Annotated in this window: 18 protein-coding genes; 9 read left to right on the top strand and 9 right to left on the bottom strand. The window is 68.0% G+C overall.

The features are described 5' to 3' along the window. The first annotated feature begins 5 nt into the window (after positions 1–5). On the top strand, positions 6–971 hold the full coding sequence (locus AQ610_RS11300; RefSeq protein WP_006026436.1) for a Csu type fimbrial protein: 966 nt from the start codon (positions 6–8) through the stop codon (positions 969–971). Here the strand turns inward: AQ610_RS11300 and AQ610_RS37305 are convergent. After that, complete coding sequence (locus AQ610_RS37305; RefSeq protein ID WP_231748967.1) at positions 968–1,474, bottom strand: hypothetical protein; 507 nt, start codon at positions 1,472–1,474, stop codon at positions 968–970. The genes AQ610_RS11300 and AQ610_RS37305 overlap by 4 nt on opposite strands. Between AQ610_RS37305 and AQ610_RS11295 the strand changes: the two genes are divergently transcribed. Then, the gene (locus tag AQ610_RS11295; RefSeq protein WP_043282555.1) at positions 1,382–3,454 is read left to right on the top strand and encodes an ATP-binding protein; all 2,073 of its coding nucleotides are present in this window, start codon (positions 1,382–1,384) and stop codon (positions 3,452–3,454) included. The two genes, AQ610_RS37305 and AQ610_RS11295, sit on opposite strands and share 93 nt — an antisense overlap. Beyond that, positions 3,455–4,087, top strand: a complete 633-nt coding sequence (locus AQ610_RS11290; RefSeq protein WP_009912761.1) for a response regulator — start codon at positions 3,455–3,457, stop codon at positions 4,085–4,087. A 43-nt stretch (positions 4,088–4,130) separates the two neighbouring features. On the opposite strand, the gene fabV is transcribed toward AQ610_RS11290, so the two are convergent. Both fabV and AQ610_RS11280 read right to left on the bottom strand, forming a co-directional pair. Continuing rightward, positions 4,131–5,324 (bottom strand): enoyl-ACP reductase FabV, encoded by a 1,194-nt coding sequence (fabV, locus tag AQ610_RS11285; protein WP_006026440.1) that lies wholly within the window; start codon positions 5,322–5,324, stop codon positions 4,131–4,133. Between the two features lie 173 nt (positions 5,325–5,497). After that, on the bottom strand, positions 5,498–7,081 hold the full coding sequence (locus AQ610_RS11280; RefSeq protein ID WP_006026441.1) for an acid phosphatase: 1,584 nt from the start codon (positions 7,079–7,081) through the stop codon (positions 5,498–5,500). A 233-nt stretch (positions 7,082–7,314) separates the two neighbouring features. Here AQ610_RS11280 and AQ610_RS11275 point away from each other — a divergent pair, with 233 nt between their 5' ends. Next, entirely contained in the window at positions 7,315–8,688 is a 1,374-nt protein-coding gene (locus AQ610_RS11275; protein ID WP_043282556.1) for a cytochrome-c peroxidase, read from the top strand. 42 nt (positions 8,689–8,730) lie between these two features. Here AQ610_RS11275 and AQ610_RS11270 read toward each other — a convergent pair whose 3' ends face one another. Then, on the bottom strand, positions 8,731–9,516 hold the full coding sequence (locus tag AQ610_RS11270; RefSeq protein ID WP_231748912.1) for a M15 family metallopeptidase: 786 nt from the start codon (positions 9,514–9,516) through the stop codon (positions 8,731–8,733). Between AQ610_RS11270 and AQ610_RS37300 the strand changes: the two genes are divergently transcribed. After that, a complete protein-coding gene (locus tag AQ610_RS37300) occupies positions 9,436–9,624 on the top strand; it encodes a hypothetical protein (protein ID WP_231748971.1) in 189 nt (62 codons plus the stop codon). The two genes, AQ610_RS11270 and AQ610_RS37300, sit on opposite strands and share 81 nt — an antisense overlap. On the opposite strand, the gene AQ610_RS38105 is transcribed toward AQ610_RS37300, so the two are convergent. After that, positions 9,588–9,767 carry a hypothetical protein gene (locus AQ610_RS38105; RefSeq protein WP_009912748.1) on the bottom strand — a complete coding sequence of 60 codons (180 nt, stop codon included), beginning with the start codon at positions 9,765–9,767 and terminating at the stop codon, positions 9,588–9,590. The genes AQ610_RS37300 and AQ610_RS38105 overlap by 37 nt on opposite strands. On the opposite strand from AQ610_RS38105, the gene AQ610_RS11265 reads away from it, so the two are divergent. The 3 genes from AQ610_RS11265 to AQ610_RS11255 all read left to right on the top strand — a co-directional run bounded on the left by AQ610_RS11265 (position 9,693) and on the right by AQ610_RS11255 (position 12,881). Then, complete coding sequence (locus tag AQ610_RS11265) at positions 9,693–11,792, top strand: glycoside hydrolase family 3 protein (RefSeq protein ID WP_006026444.1); 2,100 nt, start codon at positions 9,693–9,695, stop codon at positions 11,790–11,792. The two genes, AQ610_RS38105 and AQ610_RS11265, sit on opposite strands and share 75 nt — an antisense overlap. A 201-nt stretch (positions 11,793–11,993) precedes the next feature. Further along, positions 11,994–12,380, top strand: coding sequence for an RT0821/Lpp0805 family surface protein (locus tag AQ610_RS11260; RefSeq protein WP_009912747.1), 387 nt, complete (start codon positions 11,994–11,996; stop codon positions 12,378–12,380). Between the two features lie 18 nt (positions 12,381–12,398). Then, positions 12,399–12,881 carry an NUDIX hydrolase gene (locus AQ610_RS11255; protein WP_006026446.1) on the top strand — a complete coding sequence of 161 codons (483 nt, stop codon included), beginning with the start codon at positions 12,399–12,401 and terminating at the stop codon, positions 12,879–12,881. A gap of 33 nt (positions 12,882–12,914) precedes the next feature. Here AQ610_RS11255 and AQ610_RS11250 read toward each other — a convergent pair whose 3' ends face one another. Continuing rightward, positions 12,915–14,624 carry a glutamine--tRNA ligase/YqeY domain fusion protein gene (locus AQ610_RS11250; RefSeq protein WP_006026447.1) on the bottom strand — a complete coding sequence of 570 codons (1,710 nt, stop codon included), beginning with the start codon at positions 14,622–14,624 and terminating at the stop codon, positions 12,915–12,917. 247 nt (positions 14,625–14,871) lie between these two features. On the opposite strand from AQ610_RS11250, the gene AQ610_RS11245 reads away from it, so the two are divergent. Continuing rightward, positions 14,872–15,114 carry a YMGG-like glycine zipper-containing protein gene (locus tag AQ610_RS11245; RefSeq protein ID WP_006026448.1) on the top strand — a complete coding sequence of 81 codons (243 nt, stop codon included), beginning with the start codon at positions 14,872–14,874 and terminating at the stop codon, positions 15,112–15,114. 325 nt (positions 15,115–15,439) lie between these two features. Here AQ610_RS11245 and AQ610_RS11240 read toward each other — a convergent pair whose 3' ends face one another. From AQ610_RS11240 to AQ610_RS11225, 3 genes are all read right to left on the bottom strand, one after another. After that, positions 15,440–16,246 carry a hypothetical protein gene (locus tag AQ610_RS11240; RefSeq protein ID WP_006026449.1) on the bottom strand — a complete coding sequence of 269 codons (807 nt, stop codon included), beginning with the start codon at positions 16,244–16,246 and terminating at the stop codon, positions 15,440–15,442. Between the two features lie 194 nt (positions 16,247–16,440). Then, positions 16,441–17,661 carry a CaiB/BaiF CoA transferase family protein gene (locus AQ610_RS11230; RefSeq protein ID WP_043282559.1) on the bottom strand — a complete coding sequence of 407 codons (1,221 nt, stop codon included), beginning with the start codon at positions 17,659–17,661 and terminating at the stop codon, positions 16,441–16,443. Positions 17,662–18,040: 379 nt separating this feature from the next. Then, positions 18,041–19,156, bottom strand: a complete 1,116-nt coding sequence (locus AQ610_RS11225; RefSeq protein WP_006029871.1) for an ISAs1 family transposase — start codon at positions 19,154–19,156, stop codon at positions 18,041–18,043. Positions 19,157–19,231: the final 75 nt, after the last annotated feature.

Below are 19,231 nucleotides of genomic sequence, written 5' to 3'. Positions count from 1 at the left end.
CCTCGATGAAGCCATTCCGACAATTCCTCGTGCGCGTCGCGGCGACGCTCGCGCTCGGTTTCTTTCCGGCGCTGCACGCGCATGCGACGTGTTCGGTCGTGAGCGCCGCTCCCGCGTCGTTCGGCACGGTCACGTCGTTCGTCGTCGCGAGCCAGCCGCAATCGACGTCGACGACGAGCAGCGGCCTGTCATGCTCGGGCGCGCTGCTCGGCCTCTTCGTGATCGGCGACCAGATCAACGCGACGATCACGTCGGCGAACGGCGGCAAGCTCGTCGGCCCGACGGGCGACGCGGTGCCGTATTCGGTGTTCGCCGACCAGAACTACTCGATCAAGCTCAACCTCGGCATGACCTACAACTGGGCGAGCGGCCAACTGCTGAACCTGCTCGGGATCTTCGGCGGCCCCGCGCAGACGCTGCCGATGTATTTCCGCACGATCCAGGGCAGCAACGTCGCGGCGGGCACGTACACGGACACGCTGACGATCGCCTGGAACTGGGACTACTGCAGCGGGATCGGCGTGCTCGGCATCTGCCTCGGCCGCGACCGGGGCTCGGGCACGGCGGTCGTGCCGGTGACGATCACCGTGACGAACGACTGCGTGATCGCCGCGCCCGACGTGAACTTCGGCGCGGCGCCGACGGTTGCGAGCTTCGCGCCGGTGACGGGCAGCGTGTCGCTCACCTGCACGAAGGGGATGGTCTACACGGTGGGCCTCTCCAGCGGCGCGAATCCGCACGCGAGCGGGCGCCGGCAGATGGCGAACGGCGCGAGCCGGCTGCAGTACGACATCTTCGGCCCGGGCGGCGGCGCGGTGTGGGGGCAGTCGGCGAACCGCGCGGGCAGCGGCGCGGCGGCCGACGGCCAGTCGGCGCAGCAGTTTCCGTATACCGCGCGGCTCTATCCGGATCAGCAGACGCCCGCCGTCGGAACGTACACGGACAGCGTGGTCGTGGACGTGCGCTATTAGCCGAAAATCGGCGCTTTTCTGAAATCGTATCGGGCGTGCGAATCGAATCGGATGGGAGAGAGGGAGGTGAACGAGAAAGCCGGATCAGTTTTTTCATTTTCGAACGAAGCGTGGATTTGACGAGGTGCGAAGCCCGACATGGCCAAATCGGGCGCGAGAATATCGCGATGCGCATGCGTTGATCGTCGACTTTCGCTTGCCGGCCGTCCCGCACCCGTGCGGGACGGCCGAAGCGCGGACGCCGCCGTTCGCGACTGCGCGCCATCGAATCGAAGAATCGGAGAAAGCGCACGTGCGATGGGATAAACGACCGTACCCATAAATGGAACGTCGCGAGAAAAGGAGGTGCGAGTTTTTTCCGGCAACGGAAGAGATGCGTATTCTGGCGAGGTTCCATATGGGATGAAGGTATGAAAAGCGACGGCTTTTGCGGAGGCAAATTCTGTCGACGCATACTGGTGTGCATCTCCGCTGCGGCGCTCGCGTTCCTGACGCTGCCGCAGGTCGCCAATCGAATGCAGGAGAGCATGCTGATCGCGACCGAGCCCTGCAAGTGGACGCATGTGTACCCGTTGCTGTGGGGCAGCCACGTGCTCGTCGCGCTGTTGAGCTACGGATGGGCGCATCGCGATCTGAAGCGGCTGCAGGCGGCGCTCAGAGCGAGCCGGGGCTCGCTCGCGACCGCGAGCCATGAGTTGCGCGCGCCCGTGAACGGCATGCTCGCGCTCGTCGAGCTGGTGAAAGAGGGGCTGCTCGCGCCGGAGCAGCAGCGGCTGCTGAGTCTCGTGCAGGACTCGGGGCAGTCGCTCGCGCGCGTGCTGAACGACATTCTCGATCACGCGAGCATCGAGGCGGGGCAATTCGCGATCGAGAAGACGCGCGTCGACGTGCGCGAGCTCGTCGACAGCGTGAGCGCGATGCTCGCGGTGCACGCGCATCGCAAGGGTTTGCGGATCCGGCTGCACGTCGATGCCAACGTGCCGGCCGCGGTGCTGACGGACGGCAATCGGCTGCGGCAGATTCTCGTCAACCTGATCGGCAACGGCATCAAGTACACGGAGCACGGCAGCGTGTCGGTGCGCGTGCGCGCGGCGGACGACGTCGACGGTTCGGTCGAGATCGTCGCGACGGTCGTCGACACGGGGATCGGCATTGCCGCCGACGAGTTGACGCGACTCTTCACGCCGTTCGTGCGCGCGGCGCGCGGCGCGCGGCGCACGGAATCGGGAACGGGGCTCGGGCTTGCGATCGCGCGCAAGCTCGCGCGATTGCTGGGAGGGGACGTGACGTTGACGAGTGACGAAGGCAGGGGAACGACGGCGACCGCGCGCATCCGCTGCGCGGTCGCGGCGCGCGGCTACGCGCCCGATGCGCTTGCGGGGCGGGTCGTGTCGATCGACGTCGGCGACGCCGCGCTCGCGGCGACGCTTGCCGCCTACGCGCGCACGGCGGGCGTGCGGGTGGCCGCGCGCGGCGCGGCCCACGTCGATGCGGTGCTGTGCGACGACGCGCGCGTCGATGCGTCGCGGCCGCAGGTCGGCTGGGTCGGCGTGACCGATGTGCCGGAGCCCGCCGGCTGGACCGACGACGGCTCGCACGTGCGCCTGAGCGGCAATCCGCTCGGCTGGCGCGCGTTCGTCGACAGCCTGCGCGCCGCGCTCGATGCGCGCGACGCGACGTGCGCGCGCGCGGCGGCGGAGGGCGAGTCGCGCGCGTATCGCGTGCTCGTCGTCGACGATCAGGAGATGAACCGCATCGTGCTGCGCTATCAGCTCGATGCGCTCGGCCACCGCGCGCGCTTCAGCGCGAGCGGCGACGAAGCGTTGCGCGCGCTCGAGACGGGCGCGTTCGACGTCGTGCTCACCGACTGTCGGATGCCGGGCATGGACGGCGTCGCGCTGACGGCGGCGATCCGCGCGCATCCGGATGCGCGCGTGCGCGCGACGCCCGTCGTCGGCGTGACGGCGCTCGTGTCGGATGCCGAATACGCGCGCTGCGTCGCGGCCGGCATGACGTTCTGCATCGGCAAGCCGACGACGCTCGATGCGCTCGAGCGCGTGCTTGTCGATGCGATCGAGCCCGCGCCCGCGCTACGCTTCGATCCGTCGCGCGTCGACGCGGCGCGCCTGCTCGCGGGCTTCGGCGGGTCGTCCGAGCACGGCGGGGCGCGCGACGCGATCCTGGGCGCGTGCCGCCGCGCGCTCGAGCGCGACCGGGACACGCTGATGCGCGATCTGCGCGACGGCCTCTCCGCTCGCGAGCTGCGCACGTGGTGCCACACGGCGCGCGGCACGTACAGCCTGTTCGGGCAGGCGCACGTCGATGCGTTGCTCGACGAATTCCACCATCTGCTGACGGCGGGCGACGCGCGCGCGATTCGCGGCGCAGTCCGGGAAGTCCTCGCGATGGTGAATCATTTGCTGCGTTGCGTTGCGCATCCGGCGCAATCGCGCGATCGCGGCGATCCAAAAGGAGGAAGGTAAATGAGCGTTCAAGTGTTGATCGCGGACGACCATCCGCTCGTGCTGTTGGGCGTGCGTCACATGCTGGCTGGCATGGGCGACGTGTCGATCGTCGGCGAGGCGCATGATCCGGCGGGGCTGCTCGCGTTGCTCGCGACCACGCCGTGCGACATCGTCATCACCGATTTCGCGATGCCCGACCAGCGGGCCGCCGACGGCCTCGCGATGCTGACTGCGATCCGCGACGGCCATCCTTCGGTGCGCGTGATCGTGCTGACGATGCTCGACAATCCGGTGTTGATGCACACGATGCGCCAGGCGGGCGCGCTCGCAGTGCTGAGCAAGCGCGGCGACCTCGACGAACTGCCGCGCGCGGTCGGCGCGGTGTGCCAGGGCCGGCCGTTCGTCGGCACGCACGCGGGCGCGGCGAGCGGGCTTGCGATGCGCGCGACGGATGCGCCGCCGCAACTGAGCCCGCGCGAGATCGAGGTCGTGCGGCTGTGCGCGACCGGGATGACGATGACCGACATCGCGAACCGCTATGGCCGCAGCATCAAGACGGTCAGCACGCACAAGCACAACGCGATGGGCAAGCTCGGGCTGAAATCCGACGTCGATCTGTTCATGTACGCGACGGAGAACGGGCTCGTGTGACGCGCATCGGCGGGGCGCGTGCGGCGGCCGCACGATTCGCGAATCAGTCGATCAGATTCGGAATCCGTACGTTCGGATCGACGTGCTCATCGTAATCGACGCCGTCGATCTCGAAGCCGAACAGGCGCAGGAATTCGGTCTTGTAGCCCGCGAAATCGGTCAGCGCATACAAGTTGTCGTCCGTCACCTGGTCCCACAGCTCGAGCACGCGCGCCTGCACGGCCGGATCGAGCTCGAACCGGTCCGCGCGCAGCCGGCCTTGGGCGTCGACGTGCGGCCGCGCGCCGTACAGGCTGTCGCGCAACAGGCCGTCGACCTGCTCGATGCAGCCTTCGTGCGTGCCGCGCGCCTTCATCACCTTGAAGAGCAGCGACAGATAGAGCGGCATCATCGGAATCGCGGAGCTCGCCTGCGTGACGACCGCCTTCAGCACCGATACGCGCGCGTCGCCGCCGCGCGCGGCGAGCTTCTCGCGCAGCGCGAGCACGGTGCGGTCGAGGTCCTTCTTCGCTTCGCCGATCGAGCCGTTCCAGTAGATGTCGTGCGTGACCTTCTCGCCGAGGTACGTGAACGCGGTCGTCTTCGCGCCGTCGGCGAGCACGCCCGCCGCGTCGAGCGCGTCGATCCACATTTGCCAGTCCTCGCCGCCCATCACGGCGACCGTGCCCGCGATCTCGTCGGGCGTCGCCGGCTGCAGCAGCGTTTCCTTGATCGCCTCGTTGTCCGTGTCGACGCCGCGCAGCCGCACTGCGTGGCCGATCGGCTTCAACGTGGACTGAAACGTGACGCCTGTCTTCGGATGCGTTCTGCGCGGCGCGGCGACGCTGTAGACGACGAGATCGACCTGCCCGAGATCGCGCTTGATCGCGTCGATCGTCTTCTGCTTGATCGCGTCGGAGAACGCGTCGCCGTTGATGCTCGCCGCGTAGAGGCCGCGCGCGGCGGCTTCGTCGTGGAATGCCGCGCTGTTGTACCAGCCCGCCGTGCCGGGCTTCGCGTCAAGCGGCGCGCGCTCGAAGAACACGCCGAGCGTCGCCGCGCCTGCGCCGAACGCGGCCGCGATGCGCGCGGCGAGCCCATAGCCCGTCGACGCGCCGATCACGAGCACCTTCCTCGGGCCGTGCTCGAGCGGCCCGCGGCGGGCGACGTACGCGATCTGCTCGCGGACGCTCGCCGCGCAGCCGGCGGGGTGGGTGGTCACGCAGATGAAGCCGCGTACGCGCGGTTTGATGATCATGGCGGTCTCGCTCTGAGTGCGGGGCGGTCAAAAAAGGCAGCGTGCATTCTAAACGAGGCGCGCGCGGGCCGTCCGTTCGCAGGGGCGGCCGGCCGGATGCTCGCGATCGATAAAAAAAGGGCGGCCGAAGCCGCCCGAAGAAGCGATGTTGCGTTCGTGAATCGGCCCGGCGCTCAGTTGCCCGTCGACAGCGTGAGCGCGTTCGTCAGGTCGCCCATCGGCTTGAAGCCGTTCGCGACGAGCGCGTCGTCGCGCTGCTTGAGGCCCGCGAGCTTCGGCAGCGAGAAGCGGCGCGTGATGAAGCGCAGGATCGACGCGGTGTCGTACTGCGTGTGATCGACGAAGCCCTGCTTCGCGAACGGCGAGATGACGAACGCCGGAATGCGCGTGCCCGGGCCCCAGCGGTCGCCCTTCGGCGGCGCGACGTGATCCCAGAAGCCGCCGTTCTCGTCATACGTGACGATCACGACCATGTTGTTCCACTGCGGGCTCTTCTGCAGGTGCGCGATCACGTCGGCGATGTGCTGGTCGCCCGAGGCGACGTCCGTGTAGCCGGGGTGCTCGTTCAGGTTGCCCTGCGGCTTGTAGAACGTGACCTGCGGCAGCTTGCCCGCGTCGATCGCCTGGATGAGGGCGGCGCCGTTCGTGCCGGCGTCGAGCAGGTGCTGCGCGCGGTTTGCGCTGCCGGGCGCCTGGTTCGCGTAGTAGTTGAACGGCTGGTGGTGCGGCTGGAAGTTCGGCGATGTCATGTTCGGGCCGTAGATCACGCCCGACGTGCCGCTTTGCGCGGCCTGCAGCGCCGCGCCCCACGCGCCGCCGTACCATGCCCACGTGACGCCCGCGCTCGTCAGCAGATCGCCGACGTTCTGCTGCGTCTGCGGCGGCAGCGTCGACGGGTTCGACGGATCGGCGAGGTTCGGATCGCCACCCGCCGCCGCCGCGTTGCCGCTCGGCTGGTACGGCGGCTGCATCGTGTTGACCGCGTAGAAATCCGGCGTGAGGCCGCCCGACTTCACGAACTTCGGCGGGCCCGACAGCGCGGATGCAGGCGAGTTCGACGCGGTCGTGAGCGTCACGCCGTCCGGATTGACGACCGAGATCTGGCTCGCCGCCGGGCTCTTGTCGGCGTTCGGATAGATCGGCGCGCACGCGCAGATCAGGTACTGGTGGTTCAGGAACGAGCCGCCGAACGCGCCCATGAAGAAGTTGTCGGCGAGCGTGTATTGCTGTGCGAGCTTCCAGAGCGGCAGCTTCGACGGATCGGCGGTGTAGTGGCCCATCACGAGGCCGCCCGCATCCGACCAGGCGGCGTACCGGTCGTTCTTGCCGCCGTCGATCTGCATCTGGTTTTCGTAGAAACGGTGAACGAGGTCGCGCGTCGTCACGCTCATCGGCGTGTTGAAGCCGTTCGGATCGTCGATCGCGAAGGGCGCGTTCGGCAGGTTCGCCGTCATCGCCTCTGTCACCGCGGGCGTCACGCCAGCCGCGGTCAGGCCGGACCAGATCTTCGGCAGCGTCGCGAGCGGCGTGCCGTCGCGGTCGACCTGCTTCGCGCTCGCGGCCGTCACGTTCTGCAGGCCGTTCGCGCCCGGGAAGTTGCCATACAGGTTGTCGAAGCTGCGGTTTTCCGCGTAGATCACGACGACGTTCTTGATTGCCGACAGGCCGGGCGACGTGACGTCGTCCCCGCCGCACGCGGTGAGGCCGATCGCGGCCGCGAGCGCGATCGGCGTCACGCGAATCCAATGCTTGTTCATCCGTTATCTCTCTTGTCGCACGAGGTATGTGGGTATCGAGGGGGCCGGCCGATTGCGTCGCGCGAAGTGACGCGTCGTGTGAATGTCCATTGACAGCCGGTTGCGCGGATTGTGTAAGGAACGTTTGACAGCAACATGTTGTAACGCTTTCGTTAAGCTGTCGGTCATCCGTCATCGAACTGTCATGCGTGTGACATACGCTCGCGCCTTTCTCACTCGACACCGCCGGATTGATGATGCGCCGCCCGCTGCGACACGCTTTCCCGAATCGTTCGACTTTCTTCATGCCGCGCGCGTTTGGCGCAACTGCTGCCGCGATCGCGCTCGCGGCGGGCGTCGCCGCCTGCGACGCGAACGGGCCGGCTGTGACGTCCGCGCCCGCCGCCGCGCCTGCCGCCGCGCCTGCCGCGCAGTCGAGCGCGCCCGCCGTCGTCGACAATCAGCCGCAGACGCGCGCGCAGGTATACGAGGCGGTGAAGCAGATGACGGCGCTCGGCCGGCAACTGTTCTTCGATCCGTCGCTGTCGGGCAGCGGCAAGCTCGCGTGCGCGTCGTGCCACAGTCCGCAGCACGCGTTCGGGCCGCCGAACGCGCTGCCCGCGCAATTCGGCGGCGACGATCTGCGCCAGCAGGGCTTTCGCGCGGTGCCGACGCTCAAGTACCTGCAGAAGGTGCCTGCGTTCAGCGAGCACTATCACGAATCGGACGACGAGGGCGACGAGAGCGTCGACGCCGGCCCGACGGGCGGCCTCACGTGGGACGGCCGCGTCGACGGCGGCGCGGAGCAGGCGCGCACGCCGCTCACGTCGCCGTTCGAGATGAACGGCACGCCCGCGAAGGTTGCGCGCGCGGTGCGGGCCGCGCCATACGCCGGCGCGTTTCGCGCGGCGTTCGGCGCGCGCGTGCTCGACGACGATCGCGCGACGTTCGAGGCGGTGTTGCAGGCGCTCGGCACGTTCGAGCAGACGCCCGACGTGTTCTATCCGTACACGAGCAAGTACGACGCGTATCTGGCGGGCCGCGCGCAACTGACGAGCGCCGAGCTGCACGGGCTGCAGGTCTTCAACGACGAGAGGAAGGGCAACTGCGCGAGCTGTCACGTGAGCCGGCGCGGGCTCGACGGCACGCCGCCGCAGTTCAGCGATTTCGGCCTCATCGCGATCGGCGTGCCGCGCAACCGCGAGCTCGCGGTGAACCGGAATCCGAATTTCCACGACCTCGGCGCATGCGGGCCCGAGCGTCAGGACCTGAAGGGGCGCGACGAGTTCTGCGGGCTGTTCCGCACGCCGACGCTGCGCAACGTCACGCTGAAGAAGACGTTCTTCCACAACGGCATCTATCACTCGCTCGACGACGTGCTGCGCTTCTACGCCGAGCGCGATACGCATCCGGAGAAGTTCTATCCGGTGACGCACGGCGTCGTCCAGAAGTTCGACGACTTGCCGAAGCGCTACTGGAAGAACCTGAACGACGAGCCGCCGTTCGACCGCAAGCGCGGCGATCCGCCCGCGATGACCGATGCGGAGATCAAGGACGTGATCGCGTTCCTCGGCACGCTCACCGACGGCTACGATCCGCGCGCGAAACCGGCGAGCGGCAATCGCTGAAGACGCCCGCGCGCACGGACGGCCCGGCGCGGCCGCCGCGCGTCATTCGCGCAGCGCGTCGGCAACGCACGCGGCGCGCGCCGCCGTGTGGCTCGCACGCCGCGTGCGCGCGACGCAGTCCGCATACGACGCGACATATCGCTCGAACATCCGGCGCGCATCGTCGGGCGACGCGTCGACCATTCGCGCGACGAGCGCGCGCGAGCCCACTTCGAAGTGCTGATAGTCGATCGGATCGTCCCAATAGCCGCCCCAGCGCAGGAAGCCGTTGTCCGCGAACACGTCGACGACGCGCTCCGCCATGCCTGGGCGCGCCGGCTTGTCCGGCCGCTCGTCGAGCCGGTTCATCGACGCCTTCGCGGCCGTCGCGGGCAGCACGCGCGCGGTGCCGTCGCTGTCGAACGATACGTACGGGTTCTGCACGGGATTGATGTCGATCGCGACGCCGTACGCATGCATCGACCATTCGCCGCGACCCGTCTTGCGCCGCGAATTGAACGCCGACGTGTTGTCGTCGCGCATCGACGCATCGTCGTCGCCGCGATAGCGCTCGATCGGCACCGCCTTGCTCAACGGAAAACGCATTCGGCATAGCGTGCCGAAAATCGTCTGCACGCGCTCGGCGAGCGCATCGAGCACGACGATTTCACCTTTTTGAATCCGGCCGTCGAAATTCACGTAATCGAACGACACGTTTCTCAATCGCTCGCATTGAACCGGCGAATCGTCGCGGATGACGGATTCGGCATGCATATTCGCGCATTGCCCGGCCGTGATTCGATTGATTTCCGCCTGCGCATTCGATGCGCCGAAAATCGAGAGCAGCATGAAAAGCCCCGTGCTATGCTGCGCGCACTGCCGAATCGGCGCGAGTGTTCGCGGCAGAAGTCGCATATCGGTCACTCGTTTGGCGAATTCGATGAATTGGCATTCTGAGTGAATGAATGCGCATGAAGTTCCGGAGTGCCGATGAACCGAAAGCCGATCGGGACGCCGGATGACGAATGAAACGACGTGAATGCCGCGGGAATGCGCGCGGCAAGGATTCGGTGAAGATGCGCAAGAGAAGCTTGGTTCATTTCCCCGTCGCGCTGGCGGTGACGGCGGTGCTCGGCGCGTGCTCGGGCGACGACGACGCGACGATCGAGTCACGCGCGGACGCGATCGTCGAGCGGATGACGACCCGGCAGAAGGTCGGCCAGAAGCTGATGATGGCGTTCCGCTACTGGTGCCCGGACGGACAGCCGGCCTGCACGTCCGGCATGACCGAATTCCCTGACGCCGCGCGCGACGCGCTGCGCGAGAACGGCATCGGCGGCGTGATCCTGTTCTCGAACAACCTGACGGGCATCGAGCAGACGCGCCGGCTGATCGACGGCATCCGGGCCGCGCCCGCGGCCGATAGTCCGCTCGGCCTCCTGATCGGCATCGATGAGGAGGGCGGCAACGTGTTCCGCCTGCCGCGCGCCGAGGCGACCGCGTTCGCCGGCAACATGGCGCTCGGCGCGGCGTACGAGGCGACGAAGGACGACCGGCTCGCATACGACATGGGCCGCGTGCTCGCGGCGGAGATCGCGGCGGTCGGCTTCAACGTGAATTTCGCGCCGGACGTCGACGTCAACAGCAATCCGCTCAATCCGGTCATCAACGTGCGCGCGTTCGGCGACGACCCGGCGACGATCGGCCTGCTCGGCCGGCGCATGGCGCAGGGGATGAAGAGCGAGCGCGTGATCGGCACGTTCAAGCATTTTCCGGGGCACGGCGATACGGACACCGATTCGCACTACGGATTGCCCGTCGTGATCAAGTCGCGCGCCGACGCCTACGCGATCGATCTCGCGCCGTACCGGCAGGCGATCGAATCGGGCGAGGCGCCGGACATGATCATGACCGCGCACATCCAGTATCCGTCGCTCGACGACACGCGCGTCGCGACGCGCACGGGCGAGCAGATGATCGCGCCCGCGACGATGTCGCGGCGCATCCAGCACGACATCCTGCGCGGCGAGTTCGGCTACCGGGGCGTGACGATCACCGACGCGCTAGACATGAAGGGCATCGCCGATTTCTTCGACGAGGACGACGCGGTCGTCAAGGTGTTCCAGGCGGACGTGGACATCGCGCTGATGCCCGTCGAATTCCGCACGGCGGCCGACGCCGGCCGGCTGACGGCGCTCGTCGATCGCGTCGCGGCGGCCGTCGATTCGGGCCGCATCGACCGCGCCGAATTCGACCGCTCGGTGCGCCGGATCGTGCTGACGAAGCTGCGCCACGGCATCGTTGCGGCCGACCACGGCCGGCCGGCCGACGAACTGGCGTCGATCGGCGGGCCCGCGCACCGCGCGGTCGAGCGCGACATCGCGCGCAAGTCGATCACGGTGCTGCGCAACGAGCGCGGCACGCTGCCGCTCAAGGCGGCCGGCCGGCGGATCTTCATCCTGACGCCGTGGGGCGAGCAGGCGGAGGCGATGCGGCGGCGCTTCGTCGAGCTCGGCCATTCGCTCGTCACGGGCGCGAAGCTGGGCGAGATCGCATGGCCCGAGCAGCAGCAGGCGATCGATGCGGCCGACATCGTGATCGTCGGCACGCTGTCGACGGGCGTCACGCCCGTCGAGCACAACGGAGACCCGAACGCGCGCGTGAGCCCGCCCGCGCCGTCGGCCGCGCTGATGCGGCAGGCCGCGCCCGCGAACGGCGAGGAGGAAGGCTCGGTGATCTTCGACCACGTCGAGCGTGCGGACGCGGCGATGGACGTCCGCGCGCGCCGAAGCGCGCTCGCCGCGGCTGCGGCGCCGAGCGAGGCGCAGCAGATGCGCGACGCGATGGACTACGCGAAGGCGCGGCGCAAGACCGTGATCCACGTGACGATGCGCGCGCCGTATGATGCGATCAGCTACGACGACGTGGCGGACGCGACGCTCGCGACGTATGCGTACTACGGCTACGAAGGCGGATGGCGGGGCCCGTCGCTGCCCGCGGCCGTCGACGCGATGCTGGGCGTCGAGCGGCCGGTCGGCAGGCTGCCGGTCGCGATCCATGCGCTGAACGCGGACGGATCGACGGGGCCGCTGCGCTATCCGCGCGGCTTCGGGCTGCCATACTGACGCCGAGCGCCGCCGGCGCGACCGATCGCCGCGCCTCGTCTGCCGGCGCGTCGCGATTTCGTCGCCGAAGTCCGCGAGACACGTCGTACCGTTGCACGATCGGTTTCAAATACCGTTCGTTGCAGTTATCCTTGAGCGCTCTCCCGGCGCGTGATCGAAGCCGTGCGCCGGGACATTCGATCGCTTCCAAAGGAGGACAACATGACGATGCGAGCTCGTGTCTCGATCCTGTCGCGCGCGCTGGCGGGCGCCGCATGTGCGGCCGCGGCGCTTGCCGCGCATGCGCAGAACAACCTGAACTTCCTGAACGACACGCCGATCAGCTATTTCAGCAAGGCGGACACCGCGTCGCTCGCGAAGGCCGTGCAGAAGGTTCGCGACGAGGGCAAGGATGGCGAGACCGTCGACTGGGTCAACAACGGCCGCGGCACGAAGCTCGCGGCGAAGCTCACGCCGACCACGACCGAGCAGGAAGGCCGCACGTGCCGCGAGGTCAGGACCGAGGTCGAGGCGAAGGGGCAGTCGATGACGCTGCGGCCGCTCTATTGCAAGACCGCGGCCGGCAAATGGCAACTGCAGAAGCGCTGACGCGGGCGTGACGCGCGGATGAGCGCGATGAAGCCGCACGGCCGCACTCGCGCGCGCACGGTGTCGTGCGGCGTCGTGCTGCTCGATTCCGCTGGCCGCGTGCTGCTCGCGCACGCGACCGACACGACGCACTGGGACATCCCGAAAGGGCAGGGCGAGCCGGGCGAGACCGCGCGGCAGGCGGCGCTGCGCGAACTCGTCGAGGAGACGGGCATCGTGCTCGATCCCGGCCGGCTCGTCGATCTGGGCCTCTTCGCCTATCGGCACGACAAGGACCTGCACCTGTTCGCCGCGCGCGCCGCCGTCGGCGAGACAGATCTGTCGCGCTGCACGTGCACGTCGATGTTCCCGAGCCGGCGGGACGGCACGATGATTCCCGAAATGGACGCGTTCCGCTGGACGGAGCCCGCCGACGTCGACGCGTATGCGAGCCGCAGCCTCGCGCGGCTCTTCGGCACGACGCTGTCGCTCGCGGAACTGCATCGGACGCTGCCGGGCTGAATGCGGCGATGCGCGATGGCGCGCCCGCGGCGGTCAGGCCGGCTTGCCCCAGCTATCGCGCAGGCCGACGATCCGGTTGAACACCGGCTGGCCGGGCTTCGAGTCGACGCGATCGGCGACGAAGTAGCCGTGCCGCTCGAACTGATAGCGCGCTTCCGGCAGCGCGTCGCGCGCGCCCGGCTCGAGATAGGCGTGGACGATCTTCTTCGAATCCGGATTCAGCGCGTCGAGGAAGTCGCGGCCGCCCGCGTCCGGATGCGGCTCCTTGAACAGGCGATCGTAGATCCGCACTTCGGCCGGGCACGCGTGGGCCGCGCTCACCCAGTGGATGTTGCCCTTCACCTTGTAGTTGTTCGCGCCGTCGGTGCCCGACTTGCTGTCCGGGTAGTAGTTGCAGTGGACGGCGATCACGTTGCCGTGCTCGTCCTTGTCGGCGCCCGTGCATTCGATCACGTAGCCGTAGCGCAGCCGCACCTTGTTGCCCGGGAACAGCCGGAAATAGCCCTTCGGCGGGTTCTCGTTGAAATCCTCGCGCTCGATCCACAGCTCGCGCGAGATCGGGAACGTGCGCTGGCCGCGCTCCGGATGGTGCGGGTGCACGGGCGCCGTGCATTCCTCGGTCTGGCCTTCCGGATAGTTGTCGATGACGAGCTTGAGCGGATCGAGCACGGCGACCGTGCGCGGCGCCTTGTCGTCGAGGTCGTCGCGCAGCGCGCCTTCGAACACGCTCATGTCGATCCACGAATCGACCTTCGTCACGCCGATCCGCTCGCAGAAGAGCTGGATGCTCTCCGGCGTGAAGCCGCGGCGGCGCACGCCGACGATCGTCGGCATCCGCGGATCGTCCCAGCCGTCGACGTGGCCTTCCGACACGAGCTGCAGCAATTTGCGCTTGCTCGTGATCGCATAGGTGAGGTTCAGGCGCGAGAATTCGATTTGCTGCGGCAGCGGCCGCGCGAACACGCCGGCGTCGGCGAGCTCGTTGAGCACCCAGTCGTAGAGCGGGCGGTGATCCTCGAATTCGAGCGTGCACAGCGAATGCGTGATGCCCTCGAGCGCGTCCGAGATGCAGTGCGTGTAGTCGTACATCGGGTACACGCACCACTTGTCGCCCGTCCGGTAGTGATGCGCGTAGCGGATCCGGTAGATCACCGGGTCGCGCATGTTCATGTTCGGCGAGCTCATGTCGATCTTCGCGCGCAGCACGTGCTCGCCTTCGCCGAACTCGCCCGCCTTCATCCGGCGGAACAGGTCGAGGCTTTCGTCGGGCGAGCGGTCGCGGAACGGCGACGGCGTGCCCGGCTCGGTCAGCGAGCCGCGGTTCGTGCGCATTTCGTCGGCGCTCTGGCTGTCGACGTATGCGTTGCCGCGCTCGATCAGCAGCTCGGCGAATTCATAGAGCTTGTCGTAGTAGTCGCTCGCGAAATACTGATGGGCGACGCCGTCCTTCTGCCAGTCGAAGCCGAGCCAGCGCACCGCGTCGACGATCGAGTCCGCGTACTCGATGCTTTCCTTTTCCGGGTTCGTGTCGTCGAAGCGCAGGTGGCACACGCCGCCGTAGGCGCGCGCGACGCCGAAGTTCAGGCAGATGCTCTTCGCATGGCCGATGTGCAGATAGCCGTTCGGCTCGGGCGGAAAACGCGTTTCGACACGGCCGCTCCATTTGCCCGTGCGGTTGTCGTCGTCGATGATGTTGCGGATGAAATTGGATGGCGCGGTGGCGTCGTTGCGATCGGTGCTCATGCGGAACAGGAAAGAAAAGGGGAGGGGGCGCGTGCCGCGCCGCCCGAATTCGTCAATTCTACCTGACGGACGACCGTCCTGAGGAGCGCCGCCCCTTGCGGCGGGCGGTGCGGCGCGTTTTTCCGGCATTTGTGCGGCATGTGTTGCCGCTGTAACGGGAGGTAAATCGCCTTGCCGGCCCGATTGCGCTTTTTTAAGATGCGCTCACCCGGATTCTTGCCCGGATTTCATGCCGCCGCGCCGTGCCATGCGCGGCAACGCTCTCGAAGACTGCATCATGATGATGAAGAAGACCCGCTTTCTCGTTCGCACCACCGTCATCGCCGTCGCGCTCGCCAGCCTCAGCGCGTGCGCGATGACCCATACGCAGCGCAACGCCGGCATCGGCGCGGCGGCGGGCGGCGCGCTCGGCTACCTGATCACGGGCGGGCCGATCGGCACGGTCGCGGGTGCGGCGGCAGGCGGCCTCGTCGGCGCCGGCGTGCGCTGAAGCGGCGCGTCGGTTGCGTTTTCGCCGCTCCGCCGCTTCACTGCTTCGCCGTTCGCTGCGTCCTTTGCGAACCTGACTCGTCATTCCGTCCGCTACGGTCGGGCAGCGGGGCGCGCCACAGGCGCGCCCCGTTTCGTTTTACGGCAGGGCGTGTTCGTCCGGCCGCCTGGCTTCACGGCGGGGCGCTCGCCGTCGCGTCGGCGTCCTCGTGAGCCGGGTTTCAGGACGTTGCGTTTTGGGCGCATGACGGTCCTGAGTGCGTTCGAGCGTCTTGATGCCTTGACTCCCTTGGTGCCCCCCGCGCGTTCGGGCGAGCGCTGAAGAATCAGCCGTTCGGGTAGGCCGCCGCGATCAGGTTCGCGCGCAGCGTCGCGAGCTGCGCATACATGTCGTGGACGAGGTAGAGGTCGCGGCGGCGCGTCCAGGCCTGGCCGGACTGCGGATCGTACAGCGTCGGCAGCGGGACTTCCGCGGCCGCAGCCGCCTTCATGCCGCGCGCCCGCGAGGTCTGGATGCAGCGCTTCGCATGATCGCGGTGGCCGACGACCGCGACGTTGCCCATCGCCGCGCCGCTTCCTTCCAGCGCGACGATCGCGGCGGCGACGCCGTCGGTGCTCAGGTACGTGATCGAGCCGTTCGCGGCGACGACGGGCTCGATCGAGCGGACGTCGGCCATCTGATACTTCGACGCGAGAAAGCGCGCGATTTCCCACTGCGCGTAGACCTTGACGGGCTTCAACTGGCGAATCCGGTAGACCGCATCCGCGAGCGCCTCGTTGACGGGGCCGGGGTCGGGCAGCGCGGTCTGGTTCGTGCCGTTCGTCGGCGTGTTGCCGCTCGCCGCGTTCGCGCGGTTGCCGAAGCTGTATGCGACGATGCGGTCGATCTGCGCGGCGGCGATCGTCGGCAGATCCCACGTGAAGCCGACGTCCATCAGGTACGGCTCGACGGCGGCGGCGGTCGACGCGTCGTTCAGCTCGGCCGTCAGCTTGCCGACCATCTGGCGCGCGAGTTCGGCATCGCCGATCGCGGGCTCGGCGATGCTGTCGTTGCAAGCGGTGAGGACTGCGCTGACGAGCGGCAGCGTCGCGGCGGCGGATGTGGACAGCAGGAACTTGCGACGTGACGGCATGCGCAACCTCGGCGGAAAAAAGCGGGAAAGCCCACTTTGTACCGTTTGGTGATGACAGCGCGATGTCGTCGCGCGTTCGCGCGACAGGCCGCGGATCGCCGGATCGGCGAAGAGGGCGCCGCGGGGCGCCGCGACAACCTCGGCACGGCAAGCGGACGTGCGGCCGAACGCAGCCGCGCGCCCGCTTGTCGCGTTCAGACGATGCGCTTGTCCCTGAGCGCCGCGATCGCCGCGTCGCCGTAGCCGAGCATGTCGCGCAGCACCGCTTCCGTATGCTCGCCGAGCAGCGGCGGCGCGCTGCGCGCATCGGGCGGCGTCTCGCTCATCCGGATCGGGTTGCGCACGAGCTTCACGGTCGCCCCGCTCGGATGCGGCAGCTCGACCTGCATGCCGCGCGCGCGCACCTGCTCGTCGTCGAACACTTCGGCGAGATCGTTGATCGGCCCGCACGGCACGCCGAGCGCCTCGAGCGCGTCGAGCCACTCGCGCTTCGTGCGCGTCTTCGTCATCTCGGCGATGATCGGCACGAGCGTGTCGCGGTGGCGCACGCGCGCCGGATTCGTCGCGAAGCGCGCATCGTCGGCGAGCGCCGCCCGCCCGCCCGCCTCGACGAACTTGCGGAACTGGCCGTCGTTGCCGACCGCGACGATGATCCAGCCGTCGCTCGTCTCGAACGTCTGGTACGGCACGATGTTCGGATGCGCGTTGCCCCAGCGCACGGGCGGCTTGCCGCTCGCGAGGAAGTTCGTGTTCATGTTCGCGAGGAGCGCGACCTGCACGTCGAGGAGCGCCATGTCGATGTGCTGGCCTTCGCCCGTGCGGTCGCGGTGCGCGAGCGCGGCGAGGATCGCGATCGTCGAGTAGAGGCCCGTCGCGAGATCAGCGATCGCGACGCCCGCCTTCTGCGGGCCGCCGCCCGGCAGGCCGTAGCGCTCGCCCGTGATGCTCATGAAGCCGCCCATCCCCTGGATGATGAAGTCGTAGCCGGCGCGGTGCGCATACGGGCCCGTCTGGCCGAAGCCCGTCACCGAGCAGTAGACGAGGCCGGGCTTCACGGCCGCGAGCGACGCATAGTCGAGCCCGTATTTCGCGAGCTGGCCGACCTTGTAGTTCTCGAGCACGACGTCGCATTGCGCGGCGAGCTCGCGAACGATCCGCTGGCCCTCGGGCGTCGCGATGTCGACCGTCACCGAGCGCTTGTTGCGGTTCGCGGCGAGGTAGTACGCGGCCTCGCGGGTGTCGGCGCCGTCCGGCGTCTTCAGGTAGGGCGGGCCCCAGTGCCGGGTGTCGTCGCCGAGCTCCGGGCGCTCGACCTTGATCACGTCGGCGCCGAGATCGGCAAGCGTCTGCGCGCACCACGGGCCCGCGAGCACGCGGCTCAGGTCCAGGACGCGGATATGGCTGAGGGCTCCCATCTTCGATCAGTCTCCTCTGTTGGCTGCGCTGTCGGCCGGCCTGCGCCCGCGGGCGTCGCGCCGGGCATGGCGCGATCGCGCGGGGCGAGGCCCGGTTGTGTCTCCCGCCGCATCTTAAAGCGATTCGTGCGCGGCTGTCGCGCGAGCGGGGCGGCGCAGGCGCGGCGGCGGTTCGACACAGGCGCGCGGATCGCGGCGCGATCCGCGCGAATTGATCGGATCGGGCGGAACCTGCGCGGCGCGACGACGTGAGCGCGACGTGCTCCGACGAAATGCCGGCGAGACGTTTCTCAGAAGTCTCGCTGAACCGCCGCCCGGCCCGTCGCCCCGGGCGGGCCGCCGTCCGCCCGGGACCAGGGCTTCCGCATGAAGAGGCATGTCAGGCAAGGCCGAGGATGGAGTCACGCATAGCGGTATCCCATGCGGCGAGGTTACGGATGTTCTTCAGGCTCACCTTCTTGGGCTGCCGACTCTGAGCCAGCCGGGCGAGATTGAGTGTGATCTTGCGCAGACTGGCCATGTTGCGGGCGGCCAGGGTGTCGCGGATCAGGCTGGCATCCTCGCCCCACGAGACATCGAGGACCCAGTGCAGTTGGTTTTCGATGCCCCAATGAGCACGGATGATCGGAGCCATCTCAGTTGCTTTCACCGCTTTCGAGCTGATGTAGTAACAGCGCTCGGTCGTCACTTTCTCGCCAATCTGGCGTGTGCGCTCAAGCATCACCAGCCGCTGGAGACCCGCCCAGTGCTGTCCTGTCCCGCTCAGCCACGCCACATCATCGCTGACCCGGCAAACCCGGGTCTCCAGCCGCCCGTGGCCTTTGTCATGTTCGGTGTGCTCCCAGTACGAGCTTTCGAGCTTGCCGTCCTGGGCAGCCGCAAACCACTGGCGCACGCCTTCGGCCAGTCGCGGCTGATTGTCCTTGACCGCCAGAACGTAGTCGGCCCCGGCCTCCACGATCGTGCGTGCGATCTCGTGCTGCGTGCCGATCGCGTCGATCGTTATCGTCGCGCCCTGCAAATCGAGCGCGGCCAGCAATTCCGGGATCGCCGTGATCTCATTGCTCTTATCGGCCGTGCTCACTTGCCCGAGGCTCAAGCCGTTGTTCGAGCACCATGCCGACACCAAATGCAGCGCCGCATGCGTGCCGCTACGGTTGCCGCGCACCGCCTTGCCGTCAATCGCCACATGCTGGCCAGCCAGCGCCGGACACAGTTGCCCGACCCAGTCGATGAAGCAGCGCTCAAACGCTTTCGCACTGAGCGCGCCGAATACCCGCCGGAACGTATCGGGCGACGGCACGCCGTTCTCATACGCCAGATGGCTACGCAGCCAAGCAAGCTGCGTGCGGCCCCACAGTGTCATCGTTTCCCAGTCCTCGACGCCGCATAAAACCGCGCACAGGGCGGCAAACAGGATTTCCTGCAACGGATAACGGCAGGCGCGGCAGCGCGGGTCTCGCAGTTCGGCAAACGCGTCCATGATCGTTGGCATCTCTCGTCCGGCAAAAATCGAGAGTAAACCTGAGACGCCAAATGTTTACAACAACCTTTTCCGCTCTCAGCCTTG

The sequence above is a fragment of the Burkholderia humptydooensis genome (genome assembly GCF_001513745.1).
Lineage (GTDB): Bacteria > Pseudomonadota > Gammaproteobacteria > Burkholderiales > Burkholderiaceae > Burkholderia > Burkholderia humptydooensis.
The sequence above is the reverse complement of the archived record's forward strand: the minus strand, read 5'-3'. Positions and strand labels throughout refer to the sequence as shown.

Excerpts from the sequence above, each read along its gene's own strand:
- AQ610_RS11290 (WP_009912761.1), top strand. The coding sequence starts at position 3,455 with ATGAGCGTTCAAGTGTTGATCGCGGACGACCATCCGCTCGTGCTGTTG.
- AQ610_RS11245 (WP_006026448.1), top strand. The coding sequence starts at position 14,872 with ATGCGCGGCAACGCTCTCGAAGACTGCATCATGATGATGAAGAAGACC.
- AQ610_RS11230 (WP_043282559.1), bottom strand. The coding sequence starts at position 17,661 with ATGGGAGCCCTCAGCCATATCCGCGTCCTGGACCTGAGCCGCGTGCTC.
- AQ610_RS11255 (WP_006026446.1), top strand. The coding sequence starts at position 12,399 with ATGAGCGCGATGAAGCCGCACGGCCGCACTCGCGCGCGCACGGTGTCG.
- AQ610_RS11280 (WP_006026441.1), bottom strand. The coding sequence starts at position 7,081 with ATGAACAAGCATTGGATTCGCGTGACGCCGATCGCGCTCGCGGCCGCG.
- AQ610_RS11250 (WP_006026447.1), bottom strand. The coding sequence starts at position 14,624 with ATGAGCACCGATCGCAACGACGCCACCGCGCCATCCAATTTCATCCGC.
- AQ610_RS11265 (WP_006026444.1), top strand. The coding sequence starts at position 9,693 with ATGAAACGACGTGAATGCCGCGGGAATGCGCGCGGCAAGGATTCGGTG.
- AQ610_RS11270 (WP_231748912.1), bottom strand. The coding sequence starts at position 9,516 with ATGCTGCTCTCGATTTTCGGCGCATCGAATGCGCAGGCGGAAATCAAT.
- fabV (WP_006026440.1), bottom strand. The coding sequence starts at position 5,324 with ATGATCATCAAACCGCGCGTACGCGGCTTCATCTGCGTGACCACCCAC.
- AQ610_RS38105 (WP_009912748.1), bottom strand. The coding sequence starts at position 9,767 with ATGAACCAAGCTTCTCTTGCGCATCTTCACCGAATCCTTGCCGCGCGC.
- AQ610_RS11300 (WP_006026436.1), top strand. The coding sequence starts at position 6 with ATGAAGCCATTCCGACAATTCCTCGTGCGCGTCGCGGCGACGCTCGCG.
- AQ610_RS11260 (WP_009912747.1), top strand. The coding sequence starts at position 11,994 with ATGACGATGCGAGCTCGTGTCTCGATCCTGTCGCGCGCGCTGGCGGGC.
- AQ610_RS11240 (WP_006026449.1), bottom strand. The coding sequence starts at position 16,246 with ATGCCGTCACGTCGCAAGTTCCTGCTGTCCACATCCGCCGCCGCGACG.
- AQ610_RS11225 (WP_006029871.1), bottom strand. The coding sequence starts at position 19,156 with ATGCCAACGATCATGGACGCGTTTGCCGAACTGCGAGACCCGCGCTGC.
- AQ610_RS37300 (WP_231748971.1), top strand. The coding sequence starts at position 9,436 with ATGCATATTCGCGCATTGCCCGGCCGTGATTCGATTGATTTCCGCCTG.
- AQ610_RS11275 (WP_043282556.1), top strand. The coding sequence starts at position 7,315 with ATGATGCGCCGCCCGCTGCGACACGCTTTCCCGAATCGTTCGACTTTC.
- AQ610_RS11295 (WP_043282555.1), top strand. The coding sequence starts at position 1,382 with ATGAAAAGCGACGGCTTTTGCGGAGGCAAATTCTGTCGACGCATACTG.